The 18,408-nt window shown below is 55.3% G+C and carries 13 protein-coding genes; 3 read left to right on the top strand and 10 right to left on the bottom strand.

Annotated elements, in window-relative coordinates:
* Positions 1-10 precede the first annotated feature (10 nt).
* The 4 genes from B2310_RS10580 to B2310_RS10565 form a co-directional block, all read right to left on the bottom strand.
* The gene (locus tag B2310_RS10580) at positions 11-3,424 is read right to left on the bottom strand and encodes an MFS transporter (protein ID WP_290731307.1); all 3,414 of its coding nucleotides are present in this window, start codon (positions 3,422-3,424) and stop codon (positions 11-13) included.
* 34 nt (positions 3,425-3,458) lie between these two features.
* The gene (locus tag B2310_RS10575) at positions 3,459-4,007 is read right to left on the bottom strand and encodes a TlpA disulfide reductase family protein (protein ID WP_290731305.1); all 549 of its coding nucleotides are present in this window, start codon (positions 4,005-4,007) and stop codon (positions 3,459-3,461) included.
* A gap of 1 nt (position 4,008) precedes the next feature.
* Entirely contained in the window at positions 4,009-5,067 is a 1,059-nt protein-coding gene (locus B2310_RS10570) for a hypothetical protein (RefSeq protein ID WP_290731303.1), read from the bottom strand.
* Positions 5,068-5,163: 96 nt separating this feature from the next.
* The gene (locus B2310_RS10565; protein ID WP_290731301.1) at positions 5,164-8,181 is read right to left on the bottom strand and encodes a CotH kinase family protein; all 3,018 of its coding nucleotides are present in this window, start codon (positions 8,179-8,181) and stop codon (positions 5,164-5,166) included.
* Between the two features lie 141 nt (positions 8,182-8,322).
* On the opposite strand from B2310_RS10565, the gene B2310_RS10560 reads away from it, so the two are divergent.
* Together B2310_RS10560 and B2310_RS10555 are read left to right on the top strand one after the other, a co-directional pair.
* Positions 8,323-9,522 (top strand): glycoside hydrolase family 18 protein, encoded by a 1,200-nt coding sequence (locus B2310_RS10560; protein ID WP_290731298.1) that lies wholly within the window; start codon positions 8,323-8,325, stop codon positions 9,520-9,522.
* An 85-nt stretch (positions 9,523-9,607) separates the two neighbouring features.
* Positions 9,608-11,170: a hypothetical protein gene (locus tag B2310_RS10555; protein ID WP_290731295.1), complete on the top strand. Its 1,563-nt coding sequence runs from the start codon at positions 9,608-9,610 to the stop codon at positions 11,168-11,170.
* A gap of 2 nt (positions 11,171-11,172) precedes the next feature.
* Here the strand turns inward: B2310_RS10555 and B2310_RS10550 are convergent, their stop codons facing one another.
* The 4 genes from B2310_RS10550 to B2310_RS10535 are packed head-to-tail and all read right to left on the bottom strand — an operon-like array spanning position 11,173 to position 14,483.
* Positions 11,173-11,484 carry a hypothetical protein gene (locus tag B2310_RS10550; protein ID WP_173365444.1) on the bottom strand — a complete coding sequence of 104 codons (312 nt, stop codon included), beginning with the start codon at positions 11,482-11,484 and terminating at the stop codon, positions 11,173-11,175.
* 7 nt (positions 11,485-11,491) lie between these two features.
* Positions 11,492-12,946 carry an Asp-tRNA(Asn)/Glu-tRNA(Gln) amidotransferase subunit GatB gene (gene gatB, locus B2310_RS10545; protein ID WP_290731291.1) on the bottom strand — a complete coding sequence of 485 codons (1,455 nt, stop codon included), beginning with the start codon at positions 12,944-12,946 and terminating at the stop codon, positions 11,492-11,494.
* Between the two features lie 44 nt (positions 12,947-12,990).
* Positions 12,991-13,440 carry a type II toxin-antitoxin system VapC family toxin gene (locus B2310_RS10540; RefSeq protein ID WP_173382148.1) on the bottom strand — a complete coding sequence of 150 codons (450 nt, stop codon included), beginning with the start codon at positions 13,438-13,440 and terminating at the stop codon, positions 12,991-12,993.
* Complete coding sequence (locus tag B2310_RS10535) at positions 13,437-14,483, bottom strand: hypothetical protein (RefSeq protein WP_290731285.1); 1,047 nt, start codon at positions 14,481-14,483, stop codon at positions 13,437-13,439. The genes B2310_RS10540 and B2310_RS10535 overlap by 4 nt, the downstream gene beginning before the upstream one ends.
* 170 nt (positions 14,484-14,653) lie before the next feature.
* On the opposite strand from B2310_RS10535, the gene B2310_RS10530 reads away from it, so the two are divergent.
* The gene (locus B2310_RS10530; protein WP_290726812.1) at positions 14,654-16,030 is read left to right on the top strand and encodes a hypothetical protein; all 1,377 of its coding nucleotides are present in this window, start codon (positions 14,654-14,656) and stop codon (positions 16,028-16,030) included.
* 77 nt (positions 16,031-16,107) lie between these two features.
* Here B2310_RS10530 and B2310_RS10525 read toward each other — a convergent pair whose 3' ends face one another.
* Both B2310_RS10525 and B2310_RS10520 read right to left on the bottom strand, forming a co-directional pair.
* Positions 16,108-16,881, bottom strand: a complete 774-nt coding sequence (locus B2310_RS10525) for a TIGR03915 family putative DNA repair protein (protein ID WP_290731282.1) — start codon at positions 16,879-16,881, stop codon at positions 16,108-16,110.
* A gap of 4 nt (positions 16,882-16,885) precedes the next feature.
* On the bottom strand, positions 16,886-18,241 hold the full coding sequence (locus B2310_RS10520) for a putative DNA modification/repair radical SAM protein (protein WP_290726818.1): 1,356 nt from the start codon (positions 18,239-18,241) through the stop codon (positions 16,886-16,888).
* Positions 18,242-18,408: the final 167 nt, after the last annotated feature.

The following is an 18,408-nucleotide window of genomic DNA, read 5'->3' as shown; positions in this document are numbered from 1 at the left end:
TGTTTCACTCCTAATTTTGTATTCCCAACCGTTCCATCGCAATTTTCTTGCCGGTCTGCACGTCGCTCTTGCCGCTACCGAGTTTCGGAAGCACGTCAACCTTCACCACGGCACCGGGGAGCATCAGCGGCGGGAGTCCCACCTGCTTGAGCATGTCCTTGACTTCGTCTTCGGATTTTTCGCCCGCATACACGAGTACGATTTTTTCACCCTTGGAGCCATCGGGGACAGCTACCGCGAAGTGGTCAATCTCGTCGAACAGCGAGCATTCCGAAATCTTGAAGTCCACCGACCCGAGGCTCACCATCTCGCCACCGAGTTTCGCGAATCGGCTGTAGCGGTCCACGATCGTCAGGTAGCCGTCCTCATCAACATGGCCCTTGTCTCCCGTCTTGTACCAGCGCTTGCCATTGATGACCGCAATCGCCTGCGCAGTCTTTTCCGGATTCTTCAGATAACCCTTCATGATCTGGGCTCCACCGATAAGGATAAGGCCGTCCTCGCCCACGCCGAGTTCTTCCATGGTATCCGGATCCACAATGCGGAACTGCGTTCCCGGAAGCGGAGCGCCGACGGTACCTGGCTTGTTGCCCTCGATAACCGTCTTGTAGTCATCCATGAGCACGTCCTTCGTGTTCACCGCCGCCACCGGAGTCGTCTCCGTACAACCGAAACCCTCGAAAATCTCGAGTTTGAACTTGGTACGGTACAGCTGGCGCACGTCCTCACGAATTTTCTCGGCGCCGGCGTAAATGCTACGCACATGCGAGAACATCAGCGGATGCACAGCTCTGTTCAGGCCCCACATGCGCAAGAACGTGCCCGTGGCCACCATGATAGACACCTTGAACTGGGCGCACATGCGCGACACGAGCCTTGCATCCGTCGGGTCGGGGCAAGTCGCCACCGGCACGCCTTCCACAAGGCAAAGCATCGTCGTGATGGAGAACCCGAACGCATGGAACAGCGGGAGCGAACCGAGGAACACGTCTTCCGCGGTCGGCAGAAGCACGCTTTCGCACTGTTTTATATTGCCCATCAAATTAAGATGCGTGAGTTCCACACCCTTGGGGCGGCCTTCGGAACCCGAACTGAAAATGATAGTTGCCACGTCATCAAGCGAGACCTTCTTGAAGAAGCGAAGCTCCAGGTACCACGCGGGCAAGAGCATCACGCGCAGGAAGTTCTTCACGAGCGTCGACTTGTGCAGCTGCCCCTTCAGATCTTCCATGTAGTAGACCTTGTACTTGTCGAGCAACACTTCCATCGGGAGTCCCTTCTGCTTCAACTTCTCGACAAACACGCGGGCCGTGATAATCGTCTTCACTTCGGCCACGCCACAGCAATAATCCATCGTGTCGGGTGTATTCGTGTAGTTCAGGTTGTAGACGGTTTTGCCCTTGAGGAGGCACGCCATGTTCACGATGATACCGGGGCCGGACGGCGGAATAAGCACGCCCACCTGTTTTTCGCCCTTGGTCAGCTTCTCTATCATAGCGCCGAACGAGAGCGCCGCCGCCGCAAGCGCATGTGCCGAGAGGTGGTTTCCATCCGGGCTGAACACGGCCGGACCGCTACCGACACGTTTGGCAGTGCGAATCCAGGCAGAGGCCACCGGACGCAGCTTGCGGATGTAGGTGGTCCACGCGGTAATCGAAAGTTCCTGCACAGCGCGTTTCACCATCATCGGGTTCGAATCAAGCGGAAGCTCATCACCAAAGGCAACCGTCACGATTCGTCCGCCGCTATGCACCATGTCCTTGAAGCCGGCATCGGCCATGGAATAGCTACTTCCCCACAGGCCCTGCACATAGAACGGCAAAAGTTTCACGCGCGGAACATCCTTGATAGCCGTCGAATAATCCAGACGGAAACGGCTCATGTTGCCGGTCGAAGTCATCGCATTTTCGGGGAACATTACCACGGCCTCCCCGCGCAGGAGGGCCTTCCTCGCCTCCTCCATCGCTGGCCCCGGATTCGAGATATCGAGGTCAATCGTCTCCATCTGCGATAGCAGCAACTTGACATACCACTTTTCGAAGGGGCGACGCGTTATGACGAAACGCATCGGACGCGGGCTCGCCATCTGGATCATGGCCCAGTCGATATAAGAGATGTGGTTACCTACCAGGAGCACCGGACCTTCCCACGGTATATTCTGCACGCCCGTCACCAGGAACTTGTAGTGTATCGAGAGCACGGAGCGCAACAGTTGGCGAAGCAAAGTCTGCGGCATGGCCCAAAGCGCCCAGATTGTCCCCGCAAGGCAGACTACCCCGAGGATGAAGAAGAGGTTCATCCGGTCGAATGCGAAATAGCGGATCGCCACAATCGCAAGCACGTCGATAACGATAATGCAAAGGTTCTGCACCACGTTCGAAAGCGAAAGCACATGTCCGGCAGAGCGCGGCTTCGTGTTGTAGAGCATCGTCGCAAACATCGGGAGGGCGAAAATGCCGCCGCTGAACCCGAGAAGCGCGAACGCGATTGCATTGTAAGGTCTCGGAATGAGCGGGATAAGGAACAGCAAGATCGACGCCCCGGCAGTTCCCATCGGAATCAGGCCCATCTCGATAAAGTCCTTCGACATCCGCATCGCGAAGAAGAACCCCGCAACCAAACCAATCGCAGCACCGAAGATGGCATAATTCGCGAGGACATCCTGATTAAACAGCGACCCCGAACTGAACTGGTCCTGAATAACGAACACCATGAGGAATATCATGACCCAGAACATCGCCTGACCGATAATCGCCTGACGGAGCGACCTGTTCTTCCACGCCTTCGCCATCTTGCGTCGCGCATACTTGGATGACAGGTAATACTTCCAGGGGAATTTGAGGTCCTTGTCGTAAGCTCCGATTGACGGGAGCCTAACGGCAAAGAAAATAGCGAACAGCTGCAGAGCACCAAGCGTGTAAAGAACCTGCAGAATCATATTTTCGCGGACAGCAAACGCAAGAGCCACGCCCGTAAAAATGAGCCCGAGGAAGGTGACAATCATCAAGGTGCCGCTGCCGCCCGCAAGGAACCGCACGCCGACCAGTTCCTTCAGGTAGCCATTCTTGGCCGGGCTCTGGAACGCCTGCAGGACAAAGAACAGAGCGATTCCCCCGAACATCATGCGGAGGTCATCAAGGTAGGCGCCAGCACAGAACAGGCCCACCACAGGGAGCGAGAGCAAGGACGTCCACAGGAGGATGCGTTCCTTGGGATACTTGTCCGAAACAAAGCCCGCAGGAGTCAGCAAGAGCACGCAGGGCAACAGGAAAAGCAAATGGAGCACATAGAACTGCCACGAGCCCGTCGCCGTAAATCCCATACGAGAAAGCACAAGTTCCGTGTAAGCAACCAGCGCAGTCGACACCGCCACCTGGGTAAACGCAAGTCCAAAAAACGAAAAGAAGCCCTTGATTTTTTTCATTTCGGCAATCCCCCGAAGTTAAAAATGTTGTGCGCTAAAGGCCGTTCCCCTTGAGCAGTTCGACATAGTCATCCCCTTCCTCACCCACCAGGATTTTCACCTTGAGGTTCTTGTCGACAACTATCGTCTTTGGAAGAGTGATGTTCTGGCCCGCTTTGATGAGTCCAAAACCTTCCGTCATCCGTCCAAATGGATCGGTAATGGCGGGAAGCTTGTCGGCAGAAATCTTTTGAAGGAACGACAGCACCTTGGAAGGTTCCTTTTCGCCCACATTTACCAACACGATTCCCGTTTTCGCCTGCGCAAGTTCAGCCTGATGAGCAACAATCTGCTTCAGCCCCGCACGGCACGGGACACACCACGTAGCGAAATACACCAGCGCGACACGGTCATACTTTTGCACCAGACGTTGAAGGTGAGTCCTCGTGAAAGGCGTATTATCATTCTTGAGTTCACGCACGGCAAACCACGGGACCGAATCCTTTATCTCAGCCGGGAGAGGCAATTTCTGGGAATCGGCAGCAAAAGACGCCGGAGCAAAGAACGCAGCAAGAACCAAGAACACCACAAACAGCTTTTTCATATTACCTCGCAATCCATCGAACGAGTTCTTTCATCCACTCAGCAATCAAGTCGCCCTTGTCGATGCTATTCACAATCTTACCCCTGGCTTCGTTTTCGTCAAAACGGCCAACCCCCTTGAGGGTCGCGCCTAGAGTAAAGTAAGTCTCTCCGGAGCAGGAACTGCCGTTCAGGGCGACGACCTCGGTGCAAGTGATTCCAAGGCCGCCTTCCTTGCATTTCGGATCCGAAAGTTCGAGGCTGAGCACGAGCCCCACCTCACATGCCGAATCCAGCATCGTCTGCAAGAAGACCTTCTTCGAAAGTTCCTGGAAAATCTTCGTCGCCTCCTCCGCTTCCAACGAGCCATCATAGTAGACCTTGTAGCGGCTCTTGAAGTCGTTGTAGCCTTCGAGCGACTTCTTGTAGTTTTCCTCAATATCGCCGTAGCCGTCCTTGAAGCCTATCGATTCCAAGACGAGAACTGCAGCCTTGTACTTTCTGTAGGCATCAACCATGATGTCGTAGTTGCTGAACTTTTCAAGAGGATGCGTCGTCATGTCGAGAACCGCCATCGACGAGACCAGCGCGTCGCGGGCGCTCTGGTAATCCTGCCTATAAGGCTTCGCCGCATCTTCACGGGACATACAGGCCACGACACCCGTCATGCCGTCGCGCGCAAGCGTCGTCATGGGATGGACGTCCTGCATATTCCGCAGCTGGGCCGAGACCTGGGATTTCATTTCAAATGAAGACTGTATAGCTTCCGAGCCGTCGCTGGACATGTCCTCCTTTCGGATAGACGTGTTGGCCGCCTTTACGGAACTCTGGATTTGCTGTGCGATTTTCATGACGGCGATATTGAGCGCCTGGTCGTAGTCTTCTGCAGTCCCCACACCCTGCAAACTGCCTTCAGGGCACGAATGCATCTTCAGTTCCTGCATGAGAGAGACCTTGGGTGGAGGCTGCGTACCATAGGACGGATTCGTCGCGGGTTGCGGATCCTGGGATGCGCACCCGAAAAACATCATGGACGAAAACGCCACGAGTACAAGACCGGGGATACAAGTTTTACATTTCATCGTGCTACGAAAATAAATATTTATCAACCCTCAGTCAATCCAAAAAGAAGGGTGCAGGCCTGAGCCGGCACCCTTTGGGGAGTAGATGAGAGTTGTTTAGCGGAAATTCGCCGTAAGAGTCGTCACTTCGCCCGGATTGAACGTGCGTGTAGCCTCTTGGTTGCCGTCGCTCCAGCCCGCGAATACCGAGCCCGACTTCGGAACCGCAGTCACCGTCACGGGAACATCCCTGAAGAAACTTGCCGCAATGCTCGACTGATCAAGCGGGAGGTTATGCACCCGTATTTCGCCCAAACCCTGCACAGACAACGTTGTTTTCACCGTTTCACCAAGATTGAAGTACTGCTGCATCTCGCTCATAATCGTCTGCTGGCGGCTCTGCGCGAAACTCTTTATCTTCTCGAGATTCGTGCCGAAGGAGCCCGCGTTGTAGCCCCAGAATTCGGCATCGCGAGACATTTCAGACTGCACCTGGCTCTGGAGCGCGTCAATCTGCTTCACGAGACGGTCCGCAGCGAAGTTCATCGAAAGGAGCACGCAGAATCGGTTGATGAACGCCTTCTTGAAGCCTTCGTTTCCGAGCAGGCGAATCATGAGAATCGTGTGTTCCGAGATGGAACCGCCCGACTGTTGACCACCCTGCTGGCCCATGCCCGGCATCATCATACCCATGCCGTTCGTACCGTTCGCATTGGTCACGTAGCTGAACACGTTACTGTTCTGCGTATTGTAGCCGGCGCCGAATCCGAAGTCCACATCGTACAGGAACCACTTCCACTTGCTCTTCTGGCTAGCCACACGCCATTTCTTCATGTTGTTGTGCGGCCAGTCGCCATTATTCACGAACATTTCCGCCGCCATGTAGTTCATGTAGTTTTCCACGTCGACCTGTTCGGCAATCTTGTTGTAGTTCGCTTCGCTTGTAAGCTCGTTGCCCTGCAACCAATCGACCATCGCCTTGTAATCGGTAGAAGAACCTGCCGAGGCATCGTTGTTCGCATCGAGAAGGTCGATATCGTTCGGGTCGAGCCCGTAGCGCGTTTCGTAGTAGTATTCGCTATTGCGTTCACGCAGGTCATGGATGCCGTAGTACTTGCCATTGTAGTACACTATCACATAGCGCCCGTGCTGGTAATCGACCCCCAGGCCTTCCGTCATCTGGGTTCCGATGCGGTCGCGCACGTAGTCGTCACCGCTGTTGTTGCCAAAATTCCTGAACGAGAAAGCCTTGAACTTCTTGAGTTCCGGATAATCCGGGAACAGCGGGTACTTGAGGCGCTTATTACCATATTCCTCGCGGAGCGTCACGGAGAAGGATTTTTTCTCCTTCGCGCGGCTGTACTGGCCCGAAATCTTGTAGTCGCCCATCACGCCGAACGCGGGTGTCTTCGGGGAACCGGGTTCGAACATTTCCACGTACACGGGGAGTTCGCGGTTGCTCCAGAAATTCGCACCGTACTTCGGGTCCATCATGCTTGCGCTATTGCCCGTCATGTAGAGGCCGGAATCGGCGCTGAACATCGAAAGCGGGTCGGTCGTCACGAAGATCGCGGCGAGGGACGGCTGCTGTTCGAACACATAGGTACGGATAATCTCGTCGCTCGGGTAGCTGCCGTCGGCATAGGTACGGCAACGGAACACCGTCGTGGAAGAGACGTTCAGGGACTGCACCACGGGGGAACTTGCCGTAGCTTCGGCACCGCCCTGCTCGCAGCGCGTGCCTGCCGGGAACGTCACCGCGACTGCAGAAGAGTAGAAGCCCGAAGGCGGAATGTTCACCGCATTGGACTGAGCCTGTTCTGCAAACACCTCGCCCGCCGTATTGCCGTAAGGCGAAGGTGTCGCAAAGCCCCACTTGCCCGCAGCATCACGCGACCAGGAAGCCCCCGTCGGGACCGAGGAATAACTTACGGAATCGAGGATAGCGCTGTTCTCGTCCACAAGGAAGAGGGCGCCCGAATTTTCGGCCTTGAAGGTTGTGTGCGGTTCGTGACCGCGTTTGCGCGCGATATACGAGGTAATCTTGATCGTCGTGGATTCGCTGCCCGCAGTCTCGGTCGCAAACGTCGTTGCGGTAATGTTGTTGCGGTTGATCTCGCTCGCATTGTCGCTGAGCCTCACGTAGTACACCGCAGAGGAGTCGCCCGTACCGCGAAGGTTCTTGCCGCTCCAGTCGCTCATCGCATCGCCTTCCTTGAAGTTCAGGCGAATTTTGTGGGTCTTGGTAATGAACCCGCGCACCACGAGCTGGTCGGCATTGCCCGGTTTAGAAGCCGCATTGACAACCACGCGCGTGTACGAGCCCTTGTTCGGGGAAACCTTCACCACGGCACCAATCTGGTTCACGCCGCCCTCGTTATAGCACAGGGCAGACTTGCCCGGCAAATTTTCCGCATTCGTAGTCGTTGCTCCAGCTCCGGCACCGCCACCAGGATTCATACCGCCGCCCCAGTCACCCATGCCGGGGAATGCGCCGAACCCACCCGAAGACGATTCAGAACTGCAGTTAGTCCCAATCATGTTCACGGAATCGGAAGGAGCGATGTAATCTGCATAGTTCTTTCCCGAAAGGAACACGACCATGTGGCTCTTCGCGGGGACCGTCGCATTGCCGAACACCCAGCGGCGCGGGTATTTCGCGTCATTACTGAGCGCAACGCCCTTGAGGCTCACCGGAGCGTCGCTCGTGTTGTAGAGTTCAACCCAGCCCGGGTCGTTGCCGTCGTTATCCTTGAAATTCGCGTTCTCGGGCGAAACTTCGGAGAAAATCACCGGGAAATTGCCCACGTAGGTAAGCGGTGTATCGACCGCGACCATCTGCTGGTCTTCACCAGGTAGAGGGCCATCGTGCCCAGAACTCTTTTGCGAAGACGAAGACGAGGGAACAACCGTCCCGTCACCACCCTGCGAAAGCGGAATTCCGCCATCGGCCGAGGATATGGGCACAACAACCGGTTGACCGTCCTCGCCAATAATTACCTCACCGCTGCTAGAAAGGCCTTCGGCACCCGAATCGGGAGAAACCGGGTTCGTCCCGGAGTCGTCGGAGCATGCCACCACGCATGCCAAGCCAAAACACACCATGCACCAGAAAAATGACTTCCTGATATGCATACCCTAATTATACCCGCAAAAATGTCGTTTTTCAAGAAAAAACGCGGTTTACACGCGATTTCTCCATCGCAAAAACGGAACATTTCACCCCTTTCAACACATCACGGGACTATTCGCCCCAAAAAAGGATATATTAGGAATATGAAGGTATTTTTTCTCCTTTTTTTGACACTCGCGGGCGCCTGCACGGCGTGGGCAGAACCGCTGTTCATCGGCTACTACCCCGATTGGGGAAAGTGGCACAAGCCCGCATACACCGTAGACAAGGTCCCGTACAAAAAACTCACCCACGTGCTGTGGAGCTTTATCACGCCGGATACCGATGGTTCGCTTCGCGGGGATGCCGCCGAAGACCCGACCGCCCTTGACGAGATGGTAGCACTCGGGCATGCCGCAGGGACGAAAGTCATCGTCTCGCTCGGCGGTGGCGGGCAAAGCGAAAACTTCGTGCCTGTCGCATCGGACAGCGCCCTCCGCGGCAAGTTCATCGCTAACCTCGTGCAGTTCGTCGCCGACCACAACCTGGACGGCCTTGACATGGACTGGGAATGGGAATACAACCCCGTGCCCGACGCCGACACCATCGCCTACAACAAGCTACTCACCGAACTCCGCGCCGCACTCCCCGAAGGCAAAACACTTTCTGCGGCGCTTCCCTGCTCGCAGTATTACGGCAAATGGTTCACGCCCGAAGTCCTCGTGAAAAACCTCGACTGGTTCGGCTTCATGACCTACGACATCACCGGCGACTGGGACGAAAAGGCCATGTTCGATTCGCCGCTCTACCCGCACAGCGGTTACACCACCTGGTCGTGGGAACAGACCCGCGACTACTGGAAAAAGCGCGGCGTCCCGACAGAAAAGATGGTCTTCGGAATCCCCTCGTTCGGATTTCAATTTGAAGGAGCGACAGGCCCCAGCACCGACTTCACCAAGGGAACCGCAAAGCAGGTCCCGTACAAGGATATCGTAACAAACCCCGAATGGGAATTCTTTTTCGACAGCGTTTCCGTAGAACCCTACGGCGTATCGAGTACCGGATACGTGACCTTCGAAGACCCGCATTCTTCTGCCATCAAGAGTCGCTGGGTCAAGGATAACGGCTACGCGGGCATCATGGTGTGGGAAGTCTCGCACGACTACATCGAAGACACCGGGAACCCAATCCTCGACAGTATCGCGGTAGTTTTGCGCGACGGTTCAACTGACGCAATTCCATACGCCCGCAAGGTTCGCGCCACACCGCAACTGCGCCAGCAAAACGCCACGGGCAAGCAGGTAGACGCCCTCGGCAAGAGCGTGAAAGGCAAACCGAAGTTTATCCGTATTTTCGAACCGTAAAGGACCCGTTTTTTTACTTGACTTTACGCATATTCTGTATTAGATTAATAACATCGGGTCTTTTCCCGAAAGGTGTGTGGATTATATGGTGAAAAAATATCTCGCGGGCGCCGCCCCCGTTATCACAACTGCGGCATTGGCAACAGGCATGCTTGCCGCAATGTCATTCGCGGCGGACCGTTCCGTCGCACTTGAAAAGAGCATCGAAACGCTCGAGCCCATGAAGGGAATCGTGTTCTGGCCCGACCAGGCGAAAGACCAGAAGAATTTGCAAGGTTCGATTTCGCTCGAATACTCGTACTGCCTCCCCTGCGCCGTGGTGAAAGGCAAGACCGACGACAAGATTGACTACGACTGGAGCACCTTCGAAAAGATGCTCGACGATATCGCGAGCCGCGGGCACCAGGCCATCGTGCGTTTCCGCATCGAGTACCCGAGCGCGACCATCACGAACGCATCGGGCTGCACCGAGAAGGTGAAGGGCGCCACCGCAGTCCCCAACTACATCAAGGCGAACAAGTCCTACACCGAGACGTATTCCGAAGACCCGGGCGGCGACGGCCCCACCTACTATGCCGACTGGAGCAACAAGGAACTCCTGTGGTTCTACAAGCAGTTCTACACCGACTTTGCCACGAAATACGACAACGACCCGCGTATCGCATTCGTGCAGGCGGGTTTCGGGCACTGGGGCGAATACCATATCTACGGCACCAAACTCAATTTCGGAGTCAACTTCGCCACCAAGGATTACCAGGCCGAATTCCTGACGCATCTTGATAGTTTGTTCAAAGAGACCCCGTGGAGCATCTCCATCGATGCGGCAGACAACAACTACACGCCCGTCGCAGGCAACAAGACCTTGCTCGGGCTCAATTTCGGACTCTTCGACGACTCCTTCATGCACAAGGAACACGACATTTCGCAGGGCAACGGCGACAACGAGCGCAACTGGCGCGACCTGGGTACGGACCGCTGGAAAACCGCTCCCGGCGGAGGCGAAGTCAGCTACTACACCGAAAAGGACCAGCGCGAGTTCCTGAACCCGGCAGGCCTTTACGGAGTCACCTGGGAAGATGCCGCCGCCAAATACCACATGACCTACGTGATAGGCAACGACGCGCCCGAAGGCAGCTTCGCCACCAAGGAACGCGTGTACGAGGCCAGTTCCTATGCAGGCTACAAGTTCGAAATCACGGGCTACGCAGTCAACAAGATTTCTGCCGCCGTCCGCGTAAAGAACATCGGCATCGCACCGCTTTACCACAACGCCTACGTGACCGTGAACGGCGTGCGCAGCGAGAAATCGCTCAAGGGCCTCCTCCCCGGCGAAGAAGTGACCTTCACTGTCGCGGGCCTCACAATCGGCGACAGCGAATCGCCCGAGCCCACCATCACCGGCGACAAACTTTTGAAAGGCGCAACTATTCCCTACAAGGCAAACCTCAGCGCAAACGCCGAAGTCATCGCGGGGCTTATCGAGGAAGGCACCACCGCCATCGGGCGCGGCATCCGCGTAAACAGCGCCACCGAAACTTCTAACAAATACGGCTGCGACAAAGTCCGCATGACCGACCTCAAGGGCCGTACGCAAGGCAACTCAAAAGAGTCACCGAACAAAGCGTATTACAAAATTACGGGAAAATAGAGCTACCGCTTCGGGTTGTAGTTGTTCATCAAGACCATCGCCAGCGCTACACACAACATAATAACGCTACCGACAACGACCTGCTGCCGGTGGTCATAATCACGTTTGATGTATTTCGGGTCTTCTTCGTTCAACTCCTGAAGCGTAGGCCCCTGGGCAAGTTTCGTCGAGTCAATTCCGCAGATTTCTGCAATCTCTTCCTCGGTCATGTTCAACGTGCTCACGCCGAGGCTGTCGCACTTGTTCGGAACGTCTTCCGCAAGGGCAGGAAGCGCAAAAAACAGAACAAGCAAGACAGCGAACGCAAGACGCATTAAGGCACTATTCCTTCGCGAGCTTGTCGAGAATCTGGTTCACGAGGCCCGGGTTGGCCTTGCCGCCGGACTTGCGCATGGTCATTCCCACGAGGAAGCCCTTGAGTGCGACCTTTCCGGCCTTGAATTCGGCGAACTGGGCGGCATTTTCGGCACACACAGCGCGGACCACTTCTTCGATGGCACCGGTGTCGGTCACCTGCACCAGGCCCTTTTCCTTCACGATAGCTTCAGGATCCTTGCCGGTTTCGAACATCTCGGCGAAGACCGTCTTTGCAATCTTTCCGTTGATGGTGTTGTCGGCAATGAGGTTCACGAGCTTGCAGAGGTCTTCGGGCTTGATCTTGAGGGCGCTGAGGCCACCTTCGAGCTCCTTCACCTTGGCGAGAAGTTCCGTGATGACCCAGTTGGCGAGCACCTTGCCGTTCTTGCAGTTCTTTGCGGCGGTGTCGTACCATTCGCTCACGTCGCGGTCTTCGGTCAGCACCATGGCGTCGTATTCGGAAACACCGAAGTCGTCCATGAAGCGCTTGCGGCGGGCATCCGGCAGTTCCGGAAGCGTGCGGCGGATTTCTTCCACGAAGGCAGGGTCGGTCACGAGGCGGACCATGTCCGGTTCCGGGAAGTACTTGTAGTCGTGGGCGTCTTCCTTGCTACGGATGACGATGGTCTTGTCCGCGTTGGGGTCATAGCGCTTGGTGCACTGTTCCACTTCCTTGCCGGCATCGAGGGTCGAGGCCTGCAGGTTCATTTCGCAGTACAGTGCCTTCTCGAGGTTAGTAAAACTGTTCAGGTTCTTGATTTCGGCGCGGATACCAAACGGGGCGTCTTCGCTCTTGCGGAGAGAAATATTGCCGTCGCAGCGCATGTTGCCGTTTTCCATGTTGGCGTTGGAAACACGGGTGTATTCCAGCGTCTGCTTGATCTTCTTGAGAACGAGCACGGCTTCTTCGGGGCTACGGATATCCGGTTCGGTCACGATTTCGCAAAGCGGAGTGCCACAGCGGTTCGCATCGAAGTGGGATTCGGTCGGGCTCATGTCGTGGATAAGCTTGCCGGCGTCTTCTTCCATGTGGATACGGGTGATGCCCACGCGCTTCTTGGTGCCGTCTTCCTTGACGATTTCGAGCCAGCCGTTCTTGCAAATCGGGTGGTCGTACACCGGAAGTCCGCCCGTCTGGGTAATCTGGTAGCCCTTCGGCAGGTCCGGGTAGAAGTAGTTCTTGCGGGTCCACATCGCGTTCAGGTCGATTTCGCAGTTGAGCGCAAGCCCAAGGCGAATCGCGTATTCCACCGCCTTCTTGTTCGGCACGGGCATGGCACCCGGCATACCGAGGCAAACAGGGCAAACGTGCTTGTTCGGGGTCGTATTCACTTCGATTTCGCAGCCGCAGAACATCTTCGTCTTAGTCGCGAGCTGGCAATGGATTTCAAGACCGATAACAGGACAATAGTTAGGCATAAAAACTCCGTAATTTTACGGAGGGAAAGATAGCATTTTTTTTGCTAGACTTCGTCCAAAGTCACGACGAGGGCGTCGGTAAGGGTGCGGAAATTCGCACATTCAGTAAGGATGCAGTCGGCGCCGTTCACAAAAGCCGTCGCAAGGCGCAGGGATTCCGCTTCGGTAATCTTGTGGTTCGTCTTCTGCGAGGCCGCATAGAGTTCAGCGGCCTTTACGGAAACTTCGGCATCTACCGGGCACACCTTCACGTTCGCGGAATGTTCAAAGAACTCGCGGTACTGGCGGGCAAGCACGCCCTCGTTCGCACCGAACGCCTTGCGGCTAATCTCAAACAAAGTAATTGAAGAAACAAGAACCTGAACGTTCTTCTCGTACACCATGTCGAGCACGCCCGACACCGCCGGGTAGTAATCGGGATGCATCTGCAACAGCCGGACCAGCGGGCCGGAATCCAGGAAAAGAATGCGGCTCTGTCCGATATCCCTTATCACTCGTAGATTTCCATGTAGGCGATGTCTTCGCGCATGCCGGCACGCACCATCTTGAAGCGTTCGGCCTTCGGGTAGTAATACCAGATCATCCACTCGCCCGCCATGTCGGTGCGTTTGGTCTTGATAGCGATAGGCTTTTCACCCTTGTAGAATTCGCGCTTGTGAGGAATCACGTGTTCGAACGGGCGGTAGGTATGCACGGTCTCCCCCGCCTTGCGTTCGATGAAGCCGTTCCCGCCCTTGCTCCAGGTGATGTAGACGGCGCCATTTTCATCCTTCATCTCTTCGCAGCTATCGAAACCGCTGCCGCACCAGAAGAACTTCTTGTACTTGAACTGGACCTCAGGCATGTTGAACTTCGCAACCTTGCGGGTATTGCCCTTGTAGTTGTCGTAATCGCCTTCAAGCTTGTACTGCCCCGCATTATACTCGTTGCAGCCGCGCTGCGCGACCTTCACCTTGCGGCCCGTAACGGCGACATCCACGGTGCAGCCATCTTCCTGATATGCGAAGCGAGCGTTGCGGCCCGCCTCGCGAATTTCGAGGTTTCCCATCTCGATTTCAGCACGGTTGCCTTCCGGACCGTTCTGGATAACCACGTCGAACCGCTTGGGGTTGTTCGGGGACTTTTTCAGATAAACACTACCCGTCGCGGAGGCGTACTCGCCACTCAGGTCGAGGGATTCCTGCTGGAACCGGGCAAGTTCCGCGCGGCGCACCCAGGCGCTTCCGTACTTGCACTCGATTGGGACGTACTTCGGCGGTTCGCTCGATTCCACCTCGACCCAGGTTTCCACCTTTTTCTTTTTGACCTTCGTCTTGACGCGTCCCTTCTTGTCCTTGACAGGGCGGCCCTTCTTGTCGGTCACCTCGACCGTTTCCTTGACCCAGGTGACCTTCTTTACTTTATCCTTGGGAATCGGGAGTTCCTTGATCCAGTCGGACTTGGAAAGTTCACCAACAGGAGCGGCCTCGTTGACCTCGTTTCTTACTTTCTTATAAACAGGAAGCGTTTCCTGCGCAAGCGCAAATGTTACGAACAAAGCGGTGGCAAAACAAATAATTCGTTTAAGACTAATCTTCATGGCACGAAAAATTAACTTTTTTTGTAAAAGTTGAGGTAAAATCTCCCATTTTCGGAAGCAATTCGCCCATTTGTCCATTGTTTTTTCTAAACTTTCGGCATATTAATTTACAAAGGAGAATTCCGAAGATGAAAAAGATGATCCTCGCTTCTTGCGTTCTGGCAGCAGCAGTCTTTGCCGCCCCGGAAGCAGCCCCCGAAGCAGCACCCGCTGTCGAAGCTCCCGTAGCCGAAGCTCCTGCAGCCGAAGCTCCCGCTGCCGAGGCCCCCGCCGCTGAAGCCGCTCCTGCAGCCGAAGCTCCCGCTGCCGAGGCCCCCGCCGCCGAAGTCGCTCCCGTAGCAGAAGCACCTGCCGCTGAAGCCGCTCCCGTAGCAGAAGCTCCCGCCGCTGAAGCACCGGCAACCGAAGCCGTCGCCGAAGCAGCCCCTGCCGAAGAACAGGTCGCAGCCGCCGACGAGCAGAAGCCCGCCAAGAAGAAAAAACGCCGCAAGAAAAAGAAAATGATCAAGAACGCCGTGCTCGAAACCCCGAAGCTCGCGTTCGATATCAATGCCGACTTTGAATTGGAAGCTGGCAAGGTCTTCTGGGCAAGCGAAGAAGACGAAATGAGGGACAACCTCGAAACGTGGAACGGCGAAGCCAACTTCGCAGTCCTCGCTGAAGGTGAAAACTTCAAGGGCAAGATTGCCGTAGCGTTCTACCCCGGTGACCTGAAGGACGAAGGATTCGCCGACAAGGACGCCAAGAAGAAAGCCTTCCGTAACGACGAGAACGGCAAGCTCGACGACTACTACTCCCTCGACGAAGCCTGGGCTTTCCAGGAAAACGACCTGATTAACTTCAAGGTCGGTCGCTGGGATAACACCGACAAGAACGGTGACTACTTCGGTGGCTACATCGACGGCTACCTGAACGGTTTCATGTCCACGCAGCCCTCCGAAAACCAGCTGCAGCTCGGCATCACCCCGTCCGAAACGATGGACCTGAACGTGTCCTTCATCAGCCAGTCGGCAAACCTCGACAAGGGTGACCTCCGTGCCGTATTCAACTTCCACAACCTCGAAAGCCTCAAGGACCTGAAGATCCAGCTCGGCTACCGTAGCAACATCTTCGACATGGTCTACGACGCCGACGCTACCGTAAAGCACAACGTGTCTCTCAAGTTCAACGTCCCGCTCTCCGAGAACTTCATCTCGCTCTTCGGTGAAGCGGCCCTCATGAACATCAGTGCCGACGACGACCTCGTCATCCCGCTGACCGGTGGTATCTCCATCGTCACGCCCATCGTTGACCGCATCATCGTTGAAGCCGAATACGTGGGCGACCGTCACGAGCACAAGGACTTCCAGAGCAAGTTCGCAGCCAAGCACGTGAAGGACGTTCTCGGAGCCATCTACCTCGAGAAGGCATTCACGGACCGCTTCAGCCTCTCCGCCGGCTTCCACAGCTACGGCAGCACGAGGGACTTCATGCTCTCCGGCAACCTCGTTGGCCGCATCAACTAAGTCCAAGCGCCTAGAATTCGAAAAGGGCCCGCCAATCGGCGGGTCCTTTCATTTAAGAGGTTTGGCGAGGGCCGGAGTTACAGCGCGGGGACGCAGACGGTCTGCCGCTCGGTAAGGTTCTTCCAATAGCGTACGGGAAGGCAACGGCGCAACAGTTTCGGGTTCTCGCGTTCCTTGATGGCGATGGATTTGTAGTAATCCTGCCACAACTGAGTAAAGGAGTCGCTTTGGATGGCATCCGTCAAGGCGGTCGCATCGGGCAGGGTCACAACGCGACTTTCTCCCGTTCGGTCATGCAGAAGGGCATACTTCCGTCTCTCGTCGTAGATGACCCAGTTCTCATTGGAAAACCTGTTGCGGAAATGAGGTTCGATGAGGAGGAGGACATCATATTTCGGGTCGATTTTCGAGACGTAGAAGTTCCCGGGAGCTTTCGAAAAACGGACCATGCCGAGAAGCCCCCCGGCCTCGTGACGCACCGAATACGCAAGCTTGTATAGCGGGAGCATTTCCGTCGAAGCCACGTTCTTTGCAAAATTCGGATCGTCACCCGCAAACAACTTGCGAAGGTATGCGAGAATCTTCATCTCGACCCCCGGTTCTTCCGAAAGGAACGCCGCATACAACAGGTTAAGCACGTCATCGCCCGCATAATTCACGACGGCGCGACGGAGGCGCGAAGCAGATTCGTCGTTCGTCTCCACACGGAAGTTCTGCTGAAACAGGTCCCCTGTCGCTCCCGTGTCGCGGTCAGGGACAAAGCTTTCCACATCCAGATGCTGGGAATAGATTTCAAAAACGGCGCTCAAGAAGCCATCAAACGAGGAATCGTAAGAAATACAAAGAGACATGGTGTTATCCTGCTGCTAGAAGGTGTGGTTTTGGCAAGGAGATCCCCGCCTTCGCGGGGATGACATTCGTGCTGGGGAATACAGATGGCAACGAGTTTGTTGTTGCGGGCGCGGAAGGCAACAGCAGAGGCGTGCTATCGAAGAGGTCGAGCTGCTGGGTCTTCGAGGGCGCAAGCAATAAGGGCCGGATCATCTCGGGATAGAACTGTCGCACTCCCGCGGGAATGTCGGGATGGTAGATGAAATATTTCGCACGCTTCAGCACCACTCCCATTTTCTTTAGTGTTTCGAGGCGTATCTTGCAATACCTGCGGCTCGAGACAATCAGCTGGGCGGATTTCACCCCGATTCCGGGAACACGCAGGATCATTTCGTAATCCGCCGTCTGCAAGTCGACCGGAAAGAATTCCGGATGACGCAACGCCCACCCCGCCTTCGGGTCAAGATTCAAGTCCAGGTTCGGATGCTTCGCATCCAAAATTTCGTCGTAATCGAACTTGTAGAATCGCATGAGCCAATCCGCCTGATAAAGCCGATGTTCCCGCAAGAGCGGCGGCTTCGTCGTAAGCGCGGGGAGGCGCTTGTCCGCATTTACCGGCACATAGCCCGAAAAGTAGACGCGCTTGAGCCGCTGCTGCCTGTAGAACCCTGCTGACAGCGTGAGAATTTGAAAATCCGTTTCGCCGGAGGCCCCTACAATCATCTGCGTGCTTTGCCCCGCAGGCAAGAAGTTCGGTGTATACCTCCCCCGCGAACCCCCGTACTCAATCTTGCGTTCGGCAAAGTAGTTCATAGGGGCATAAACCGAAGCGTAATTCTTTTCAGGAGCAAGATAGGTAAGCGAACGCTCTGACGGGACCTCGATATTCACACTAGTGCGATCCGCATAAAGTCCCGCTTCGTGAAGCAGCTTTTCGGACGCTCCAGGAATACTCTTCAAATGAATGTAGCCGCCGAACCTGTGGACCGTCCGCAATTCCTTCACGACTTTCACAAGACGTTCCATCGTGGCATCGGGCGACCCCACCACCGCAGAACTCAGGAAGAGCCCCTCGATGTAATTGCGACGGTAAAATTCGAGAGTCAGGTCAATCACTTCCTTCGGCGTAAATGTCGCACGCGGAATATCGTTGCTGCGACGATTCGCACAGTAAGCGCAGTCGTATTTGCACGCATTCGAAAGCAGAATCTTCAAGAGCGAAATGCAGCGGCCATCGGAAGACCACGTGTGGCAAATTCCCGCCGGACAAGCATCGCCAAGCCCCCTCGGAGGCGCAGATCGCCTGGAACCACTCGATGTGCACGAAACATCGTATTTCGCTGCAGCAGAAAGAATATTCAGTTTTTCGCGGACATCCATATCATACTCATCTTTTCACTTGAACTTTTGTGCAGTATAAATATAATATCTAGTGTACAAAAAAGCAAGTACTGAATAAAATTTTAAGCATTGATGCCGCAAAGAGGCGCCTCTATAGCTTTTCTTGGAATCTAGTTATAGACAAAACCTATTAGTAAGAAAGATAT

This window comes from Fibrobacter sp. UBA3629 (assembly GCF_002374005.1).
GTDB lineage: Bacteria > Fibrobacterota > Fibrobacteria > Fibrobacterales > Fibrobacteraceae > Fibrobacter.
Note: the sequence above shows the minus strand (reverse complement) of the source record. Positions and strands in the feature narration are given on the sequence as shown.

What these genes read in the sequence shown, in the direction of transcription:
- B2310_RS10580 (WP_290731307.1), bottom strand. Translation starts at nt 3,424, where the DNA reads ATGAAAAAAATCAAGGGCTTCTTTTCGTTTTTTGGACTTGCGTTTACC.
- B2310_RS10575 (WP_290731305.1), bottom strand. Translation starts at nt 4,007, where the DNA reads ATGAAAAAGCTGTTTGTGGTGTTCTTGGTTCTTGCTGCGTTCTTTGCT.
- B2310_RS10570 (WP_290731303.1), bottom strand. Translation starts at nt 5,067, where the DNA reads ATGAAATGTAAAACTTGTATCCCCGGTCTTGTACTCGTGGCGTTTTCG.
- B2310_RS10565 (WP_290731301.1), bottom strand. Translation starts at nt 8,181, where the DNA reads ATGCATATCAGGAAGTCATTTTTCTGGTGCATGGTGTGTTTTGGCTTG.
- B2310_RS10560 (WP_290731298.1), top strand. Translation starts at nt 8,323, where the DNA reads ATGAAGGTATTTTTTCTCCTTTTTTTGACACTCGCGGGCGCCTGCACG.
- B2310_RS10555 (WP_290731295.1), top strand. Translation starts at nt 9,608, where the DNA reads ATGGTGAAAAAATATCTCGCGGGCGCCGCCCCCGTTATCACAACTGCG.
- B2310_RS10550 (WP_173365444.1), bottom strand. Translation starts at nt 11,484, where the DNA reads ATGCGTCTTGCGTTCGCTGTCTTGCTTGTTCTGTTTTTTGCGCTTCCT.
- gatB (WP_290731291.1), bottom strand. Translation starts at nt 12,946, where the DNA reads ATGCCTAACTATTGTCCTGTTATCGGTCTTGAAATCCATTGCCAGCTC.
- B2310_RS10530 (WP_290726812.1), top strand. Translation starts at nt 14,654, where the DNA reads ATGAAAAAGATGATCCTCGCTTCTTGCGTTCTGGCAGCAGCAGTCTTT.
- B2310_RS10525 (WP_290731282.1), bottom strand. Translation starts at nt 16,881, where the DNA reads ATGTCTCTTTGTATTTCTTACGATTCCTCGTTTGATGGCTTCTTGAGC.
- B2310_RS10520 (WP_290726818.1), bottom strand. Translation starts at nt 18,241, where the DNA reads ATGGATGTCCGCGAAAAACTGAATATTCTTTCTGCTGCAGCGAAATAC.